8 protein-coding genes are annotated in these 8,204 nt (G+C 41.5%); 3 read left to right on the top strand and 5 right to left on the bottom strand.

Going from position 1 to position 8,204, the window contains the following annotated elements; translation table 11 throughout:
• From VK541_RS22040 to VK541_RS22020, 5 genes are all read right to left on the bottom strand, one after another.
• Window positions 1-581: tetratricopeptide repeat protein (locus tag VK541_RS22040; protein WP_414692638.1), on the bottom strand; the 581-nt coding region annotated here is incomplete at its 3' end.
• 24 nt (window positions 582-605) lie between these two features.
• Window positions 606-3,173, bottom strand: a complete 2,568-nt coding sequence (gene gyrA, locus VK541_RS22035; protein WP_324372692.1) for a DNA gyrase subunit A — start codon at window positions 3,171-3,173, stop codon at window positions 606-608.
• 121 nt (window positions 3,174-3,294) lie between these two features.
• Complete coding sequence (gene hemF / locus VK541_RS22030; RefSeq protein WP_324372691.1) at window positions 3,295-4,191, bottom strand: oxygen-dependent coproporphyrinogen oxidase; 897 nt, start codon at window positions 4,189-4,191, stop codon at window positions 3,295-3,297.
• Between the two features lie 81 nt (window positions 4,192-4,272).
• Window positions 4,273-5,496 (bottom strand): MFS transporter, encoded by a 1,224-nt coding sequence (locus tag VK541_RS22025; RefSeq protein ID WP_324372690.1) that lies wholly within the window; start codon window positions 5,494-5,496, stop codon window positions 4,273-4,275.
• Between the two features lie 121 nt (window positions 5,497-5,617).
• Window positions 5,618-5,836 (bottom strand): coproporphyrinogen III oxidase, encoded by a 219-nt coding sequence (locus VK541_RS22020; RefSeq protein ID WP_324372689.1) that lies wholly within the window; start codon window positions 5,834-5,836, stop codon window positions 5,618-5,620.
• A gap of 123 nt (window positions 5,837-5,959) precedes the next feature.
• Here VK541_RS22020 and VK541_RS22015 point away from each other — a divergent pair, with 123 nt between their 5' ends.
• From VK541_RS22015 to VK541_RS22005, 3 genes are all read left to right on the top strand, one after another.
• Complete coding sequence (locus VK541_RS22015) at window positions 5,960-6,445, top strand: DUF4442 domain-containing protein (protein WP_324372688.1); 486 nt, start codon at window positions 5,960-5,962, stop codon at window positions 6,443-6,445.
• An 11-nt stretch (window positions 6,446-6,456) separates the two neighbouring features.
• Window positions 6,457-7,080, top strand: coding sequence for an ATP-binding protein (locus tag VK541_RS22010; protein WP_324372687.1), 624 nt, complete (start codon window positions 6,457-6,459; stop codon window positions 7,078-7,080).
• The coding region (locus tag VK541_RS22005) for an MATE family efflux transporter (RefSeq protein ID WP_324372686.1) at window positions 7,074-8,204 on the top strand (1,131 nt) is incomplete at its 3' end. The genes VK541_RS22010 and VK541_RS22005, both read left to right, overlap by 7 nt.

Below are 8,204 nucleotides of genomic sequence, written 5' to 3'. Positions count from 1 at the left end.
GGGTAATTCAAACCAATCGCCGCCTTATAGTTTCTGGCTACCTCCGGATAATTCTTCAATTGTTTAGCCATAAGAGCCGCATTCACAAACATATTTGTGTCCTTTGGATTTCTGGTTGTGTATTCATTAAAAGCGTCCAGTGCAGTCGCATAGTCTTTTTTCTTATAAGCAAAAACACCTCTGTTTCTAACGGCATCTTCGATAAATCCACTGGCATCGTCAATAAATTTCTTCTCTTCCTCCTTAGGATTTAACGACTTAGCTTTTGCTATCGCTTCTTCAGCGATCTTTTGTTTAGCTTTAGAATTTGCTAAATCCAGCGAATCGATTTGAGCAGTTCTCGAAGCAAACAACGCCCTATATGCCCAAGCTTCTGCCAATTTTGATGTTTTTTCATCAGCAACTGCTTTATCGGTATGAGCCAAACCATCATTCAACATTTTCAAACTCTCCGGAAGTGTTTTGTTACCCCCGTTAGCAATAAGAATCCAAGCGTTCTTCGCAGCGTTAACCTCACTTTTTTGCGCATTTGCAAGTGATGCAACACCTACAAACAGTATACTTAAAAGTATCTTTTTCATTTTATCTATTATTTGTTCAACAATTTATATTTGATCTTCTTTAGCATCATCCTCAGGAGTCACATCTCCAGCTTCATTTGTATTCGTCTGGCCATTTTCCTCTGTCGCATCGCCTTCAACTTCCTCAATTTCTTCATCTTCATGCTGAATTTTAGCTACAGATGCTATTTCATCATTCCCTTTCAAATTGATTAGCTTCACACCTTGCGTTGCCCTGCCCATTACCCTCAATTCACTTACAACAATTCTTATTACAATTCCTGACCGGTTAATGATCATCAGGTCGTCAGCATCAGTAACGGCTTTAATAGCAACTAAATTACCAGTTTTTTCCGTAATATTTATAGTCTTAACTCCTTTTCCTCCCCTGTTGGTAACACGGTAATCGTCAATATCTGTACGTTTTCCGTACCCTTTTTCCGAAACTACAAGCACAGTAGTCTCAGGATCATCAACAGCAATCATGCCAACTACTTCATCGCTCTCGTTTGCAAGGGTAACTCCACGGACTCCTGTCGCCGTTCTGCCCATTGGCCTAACTGTCGATTCATTAAAGCGAATTGCCCTTCCAGACTTCAATGCCATAACAATTTCGCTTGATCCGGTAGTCAGACTTGCTTCAAGCAATTGATCTCCTTCGTTGATATTAATTGCATTTATACCATTCACACGCGGCCTTGAATAGGCTTCCAGAGATGTTTTCTTGATAGTACCCTTTTTGGTACACATAATGATGTAATTGTTCTCCAGGTATTCCTGATCCTTAAGGTTTTTAACCTTAATAAATGCTTTGATCTTTTCTTCTTTAGGAATATTGATGATGTTTTGTATTGCTCTTCCCTTGCTCAATCTTGATCCTTCCGGAATTTCATAAACCCTTAACCAGAAACAGCGGCCTGTTTCTGTAAAGAACAACATGTAATTGTGATTTGAAGCAATCAATAAATGCTCGATAAAGTCTTCATTTCTTGAATCACTGCCTTTCGAACCTTTTCCTCCTCTTCCTTGTGTACGATATTCTGTAGCCGCAGTACGTTTAATATAACCTTCATGAGAAATAGTGATGACCACATCTTCGTCCTCAATAAAATCTTCCATGCTCATATCACCAGCGGCATGTACAATTTGAGTTCTGCGTTCGTCACCATATTTTTCCATCATCTCAGCCAGCTCATCTTTGATGATCTGCATACGTTTACCTTCATCATCCAGAATAGACTGCAGGAATTCAATGGTTTTCATCAGTTCATTGTACTCATCTTTGATCTTATCACGCTCCAGACCCGTCAACCTTCTTAGCGTCATATCCAGAATTGCCCTGGCCTGAATATCTGAAAGACCGAATTGTTCCATCAGTCCAGTTCTTGCATCTTCAGGAGTATCAGAGGCACGAATCAGCTTAATTACCTCGTCCAGATGATCTAACGCAATTAGTAAGCCTTCTAAAATATGTGCACGTTTTTTAGCCTCAGCAAGTTCAAATTTAGTACGCCGAATAACAACCTCATGCCTGTGCTCCACAAAATAACGGATCAGATCCTTCAGATTCAGCATCTGCGGTCTGCCGTTAACAAGCGCTATGTTATTTACACTAAACGATGTCTGTAAAGCAGTTTGCTTAAATAAGTTATTTAATACAATGGAAGCATTTGCATCACGTTTAATCTCATAGACGATCCTGATCCCATCCTTATTAGACTCATCTTTTATGTTAGATATGCCTTCAAGCTTTTTCTCACCCACAAGTTCAGCGGTACGTTCAATCATCATCGCTTTGTTTACCTGGTAAGGTATTTCAGTAACAATAATGGTCTCACGGTCCTTGTTAGCTTCAATTTCAGCCTTAGCACGCATTACAATACGTCCGCGTCCGGTTTCAAATGCCTCTTGAACACCTGCGTATCCATAAATGATCGCTCCCGTAGGAAAATCCGGAGCTTTGATGTGCTTCATCAGATCCGCAATGGTTATTTCATGATCATCAATGTAAGCGATAGTTGCATTAATGACCTCAGTAATGTTATGCGGAGGCATATTGGTAGCCATACCTACTGCAATACCAGAAGATCCATTGATGAGCAGGTTGGGTACTTTTGACGGAAGCACTGTTGGTTCCTGCAGGGAATCGTCAAAATTTAACTGGAAATCAACGGTATCTTTGTTGATGTCAGCAAGCATATCTTCAGCAATTTTCTGAAAACGTGCTTCCGTATAACGCATCGCCGCAGGAGAGTCTCCGTCAATCGATCCAAAGTTTCCCTGGCCTTCAACCATCAGGTACCTGAGACTCCACTCCTGAGCCATCCGAACCATGGTGTTATATACAGACGCATCCCCATGCGGGTGATATTTACCCAATACCTCACCGACGATACGGGCTGATTTTTTATATGGTTTATTGTTCGTTAATCCCAGGTCGAGCATGCCATACAATACACGTCTGTGTACTGGTTTTAATCCGTCACGCACATCAGGTAAAGCCCTTGATACGATAACAGACATCGAATAATCGATGTATGCGGATTTCATTTGCTCATCAATATCGATCCTGATTATCTTGTCGTTTTCTTGATTTTCTAAATCTTCTGCCATAAATATTAATGTTCCTTAAGAACGATTTAAATGTGGTATTCTTATAACCTTGCGAATCTAATAAAAAATGCACCATTAAGGTGCATTGTGGAAAAATTTTACCGCCAGAATTAACAGCTTATCAGGCCCATTCAATTCCTTTTTTTAGCTTACTTTGCGTATAAGATTCTGGACTGTCTGGCAAGGTCTGATGGTTATATACCCATTTGGCCAAAGGCGGCAGACTCATTAAAATAGATTCAATTCTGCCGTTTGTTTCCAGACCGAATTTTGTTCCCGCGTCATAGACCAGGTTAAATTCCGCATACCTGCTCCTGCGGAGGTACTGCCACTCCTGTTCCTTTTCAGTAAATTCTTTATCACGGTTCCGCTCAATTAGTTCAGTATATGCCGGAATAAAAGTATTTCCAACTGCAACTGAAAAATCGAGGAGCTGGTCAAAAGACAAACCAGAATTTTCAGGTTTCAGCCGGTCATAGAATATGCCGCCCACTCCCCTGGTTTCTTCCCGGTGCTTGATGTAAAAATAATCATCCGCCTGCGTTTTAAATTTAGCATAAAATGAGGGGTCAAACTCGTCACAGGTCTGTTTCAATAAATGATGAAAATAGCGGACATCAGTATCAATTATATAATGAGGCGTCAGATCGATCCCGCCGCCAAACCATCGGGTCTGATCGTCCATTTCAAAATACCTGATGTTCATATGAATGATAGGCACCAATGGGTTGCCCGGGTGCATTACTATCGAAACTCCGGTCGCAAAAAAATCTTCACTTTCTACCTTGAACGCTTTTTTTACCGCATTAGGTAATTTTCCATGTACCGCTGAAAAATTAACGCCGCCCTTCTCAATTACATCTCCATGTTGCATGATCCGGGTCCTGCCGCCACCGCCACCTTCCCGGTTCCATATCTCCTCTTCAAAAAAGGTTTTACCATCAGCCAGTTCTAAACCCTGGCAGATTTCATCCTGAATTTTCTGATACGCCTCAACTACTTTATCTCTAAACACCATCTTCTGTTAAACTAAGCTCAAAGGTAACCTTTAAAAAAAGCCATCATTCGTTATAATTTCAGAAAGTACAATCTTTTGACACTACTCTTCAATGAAGTTCAGGTCGCGGCCATACGTCTCATCCAGATTGTACAATGCGATATAAGCCATTCCAACTGTAAGTACAGCTATGATCAGCGCAGCATTAATAATACCTACGTTGCCGAGCAGGAATTGAAATAACAGGGTAACCAGGATCAATGAACCTCTGACCATGTTTGGCACGCTGGTCGTGACCGTCGCACGCAGATTAGTGCCAAATTGCTCAGCGGCAATAGTCACAAACACTACCCAGTAGCCAGTAAACAAACCAAAGAAAATACAAAGGACATAAAATCCAAAAGCTGTCCATCCAGTATTTAGCAGATAAACAAGCATGGTACAGAAAGTAAGCGTTATAAAGATAAATACAATTTTTTTACGGGTTTTGAACACCTGGCTTAAAGCGCCGCTGAGAAAGTCACCCAGAGAAATCCCAATGTAAGTGAACATTACCCCCTTTCCATTGTCCAGAATATCTTTAGCATGTAATGCTTTTCCAAATTCTGGGGCTATACCAACCAGAATACCAACTACAAACCATAGTGGAACAGCGATTAATATGCAATTCAGATACTTGAAAAACCGCTTTTTATCAGAAAAAAGCATAAGGAAATTTCCTTTTGAAACATCCTTTCTGGCCATATTTTCGAACATGCCCGATTCAAATACCCCAAAACGAAGCAGTAAGAGTATAATGCCTAAACCTCCGCCAACAAAAAATGCAGTTCTCCATTCAAAAAGATCACCTACTATATAAGCTGCTACAGCACCCATCAGACCTATTCCTGCCACCAGCATAGTTCCATATCCGCGCTTTTCCTTACTCATACTTTCACTAACCAACGTAATACCCGCTCCAAGTTCACCGGCCAATCCAATTCCGGCAATAAACCTCAGTGCAGCATACATAGGAATGCTGGTCACAAACCCATTCGCAATATTCGCTATCGAATACATGATGATGGAACCAAATAACACGGATAATCGTCCTTTTTTATCACCGACAATCCCCCAGAAAATACCCCCGATCAGCAGTCCTGCCATCTGCCAGTTCATTAAGCTTAATCCGGTCTCGGTTATTTTATCTGCCGGGACACCTAACGCACTTAAGCTTTTGTTCTTGATGATCAGGAATAACAGCAGGTCGTATATATCTACAAAATAGCCGAGTGCGGCTACAAGGATCAAAAGGAAAACACTCCCTTTTTGTTTGTTGTTGTTCATACTTGTTTATTTGGACGCTGAAAGTACAAACAAAATCACTGATGAAAAAACATTTCCTAAAAAAACATAAAGGGCAGAATACTTTTATATCCTGCCCTTTATTGTTGCTCGTTATATCCTGCTATTGAGGAGGTCTTTGGGTAGTGTCAGGAGGTGTTGTTTTCGTAGTATCAGGCGGTGGTGGCGGAGTAGTCTGCGTAGTGTCTGCAGGCGGTGTTGTCATAGTCGTATCGGTACCGGTGCTATCCGTCGTTCCCGAGACATTCTTCGTAGAGTTGCATGCTGAAGCGGCAATCATTATTGACCCTGCAAAAGCAAGACTTAAGATTAATTTTTTCATAGGATTAGATTCTTATTTGTTAAATGCTAATATTCAGACTTATGAACAAGCACGCCCGATAAAAGTTTTAAAAAAGACACAGAAAGTTTCATTGTTCGATAAACTTTCTGATATTTAAGCATCATGGTTGTATCAGAAAAAACCCTTAAATGGGTCTTGTGTTTATATCCTCCTTTATTATTTCAGCGTATTTGGATCAGGAAATTTCATAAGGGATTCAGGGGTGTAGATGTGAAGATCAATAAAAGTCTTTTCAATAAAAACTACAACGGATCAATATTTGGCGGGACCATTTATTCTGCCACAGACCCCTTTTATGCCATATTATTCGACCAGCTGCTGCAGCGTCAGGGATTTAAGGTGCGCGTATGGCTCAAAAGTGCATCCATCCAATACTTAAAACCCGGACGAAGCCATCTTTATTTTACAATTACTATTACAGATGAAATGCTCAATGACGCAATAACAGCATTAAATAGCGAAGGTAAATTTGTCATGGCCTACCCAATGGAGGTGACCAATTCGGCCGGAGAACTTTGTGCTACAATATCAAACGAAGTGTACATTCGTAATCTGCATCAGGGAGAAGAACCACGTATAGCCTATTAAGGAAACACATTATGAACCTCAGGAAACTAATTTTACAGGGCGAAGGAGCAACACTGGATTTCAAGAAAACGATCACCAGCAATGAAAAAATTGCCAAAAGCCTGGTTGCATTTGCCAACAATAAAGGCGGACAGTTATTAATTGGTGTCGCAGACGACGGGACAATCAGGGGTGTAAAATCAGAAGACGAAGAGCGCTATATGATCACTAAATCGGCTTACCAGTTTTGCAAACCAGCAATAGAGCCCGAGTTTGAAGAAATCTATGTGGATGATAAGCTGGTACTTGTCGTTAATATCGCGGCCAGCGAAATCAAACCACATTATGCGCTGGATGAAAACAAAAAATGGTGGGTTTATTACCGGGTCAACGACAAAAGCATCCTGGCCAGCAAAATCCTTGTTGATGTGATCAAGAAAGGCAATGACAAATCCGACAATATCATTAGTTATACAGAACAGGAAAAAAAGCTCTTCGAATACCTGAACGAACAAGGCAGGATCACACTAAAGGAGTTTAGCAAGCTCACCAGAAGCTCCTACAGACAGGCACAGAAAATACTGGTGAGCCTGATCATTAGTGGCGTGATCAGACCGCACACCACAGAAAAGGAAGAATATTATACCGCATGCTGACAAAAACCTACGCGAAGTACAGACCATACTACGCCGATAATCTGCGGCTGGCCATGCCCATCGTAGTGTCTCAGTTAGGACACACGCTCGTACACCTTGCCGACAGTGTTATTGTGGGGCATTTCGCCGGTACGCTGCAGCTCGCGGCAGTTTCACTTGTCAACAGCATCTTTATGCTCATTCTGGTGCTGGGAATGGGCATAGCTTATGGCCTAACCCCTCTTATAGCGCAGGAAAACGGAAAAAAGAACTATGATGAATGCGGAAAACTACTGTCAAACAGCCTGATTATCAATTTCATAGCAGCCATTTTTCTTTATGCTTTTGTGCATTTCGGCACACTGACCATGATAGACCATATCGGGCAAACCCCGGAAGTTGTCGCCTATGCAAAACCTTACCTTGGCTACCTGGCGATATCCATCATTCCCCTGATGATCTTCCAGACCTTCAAACAATTTGCAGAAGGATTAGGCTTTACCAAACAAGCGATGTTTGTATCGATCTGGGGCAATGTCATTAATGTCATACTGGGGATTATTTTTGTAAAAGGAATGTTTGGAATAGCCCCGATGGGTGTTAAAGGAGTTGGACTCAGCACTCTAATAGACCGCATTTTAATGGCAATTGTCATGTCATTTTACGTCATGCGCTCACCATATTTCAAGATCTACATCAAAAAATTCAGACTTGGTTTAATCGATAAGATTAGGGCAATAAAAATTATCAAAATAGGTGCCCCCGTGGCCATGCAATATGCCTTTGAGATCAGCGCATTTAGCGGCGCGGCTATTCTTATAGGAACTATTGGTGCAGTTGAGCAAGCCGCACACCAGGTCGCGATTAACCTGGCAGCCGTTACTTACATGATGGCCAGCGGAATAGCCTCAGCAGCCACCATCAAAACAGGAAACTATTTTGGTAAAGGTGACCTGACAGACCTGCGCCATTCGGCAATAGCAAGTTATCATGTGATACTGCTTTTCATGAGCGTTACAGCCATATTTTTTATACTTGCCAATTCCATATTGCCATACATCTATACCGAAGACCCGGCGGTGATCGGAATTGCCGCACAGTTGCTCATCATCGCAGGCTTCTTCCAGCTTTTTAACGGGACACAA

This window comes from Pedobacter sp. (genome assembly GCF_035317785.1).
In the GTDB taxonomy this organism is placed as follows: Bacteria; Bacteroidota; Bacteroidia; order Sphingobacteriales; family Sphingobacteriaceae; genus Pedobacter.
This window is presented reverse-complemented; position numbering and strand designations above follow the sequence as displayed.

What these genes read in the sequence shown, in the direction of transcription:
- VK541_RS22010 (WP_324372687.1), top strand. Translation starts at nt 6,457, where the DNA reads ATGAACCTCAGGAAACTAATTTTACAGGGCGAAGGAGCAACACTGGAT.
- VK541_RS22020 (WP_324372689.1), bottom strand. Translation starts at nt 5,836, where the DNA reads ATGAAAAAATTAATCTTAAGTCTTGCTTTTGCAGGGTCAATAATGATT.
- VK541_RS22025 (WP_324372690.1), bottom strand. Translation starts at nt 5,496, where the DNA reads ATGAACAACAACAAACAAAAAGGGAGTGTTTTCCTTTTGATCCTTGTA.
- VK541_RS22015 (WP_324372688.1), top strand. Translation starts at nt 5,960, where the DNA reads ATGGTTGTATCAGAAAAAACCCTTAAATGGGTCTTGTGTTTATATCCT.
- hemF (WP_324372691.1), bottom strand. Translation starts at nt 4,191, where the DNA reads ATGGTGTTTAGAGATAAAGTAGTTGAGGCGTATCAGAAAATTCAGGAT.
- gyrA (WP_324372692.1), bottom strand. Translation starts at nt 3,173, where the DNA reads ATGGCAGAAGATTTAGAAAATCAAGAAAACGACAAGATAATCAGGATC.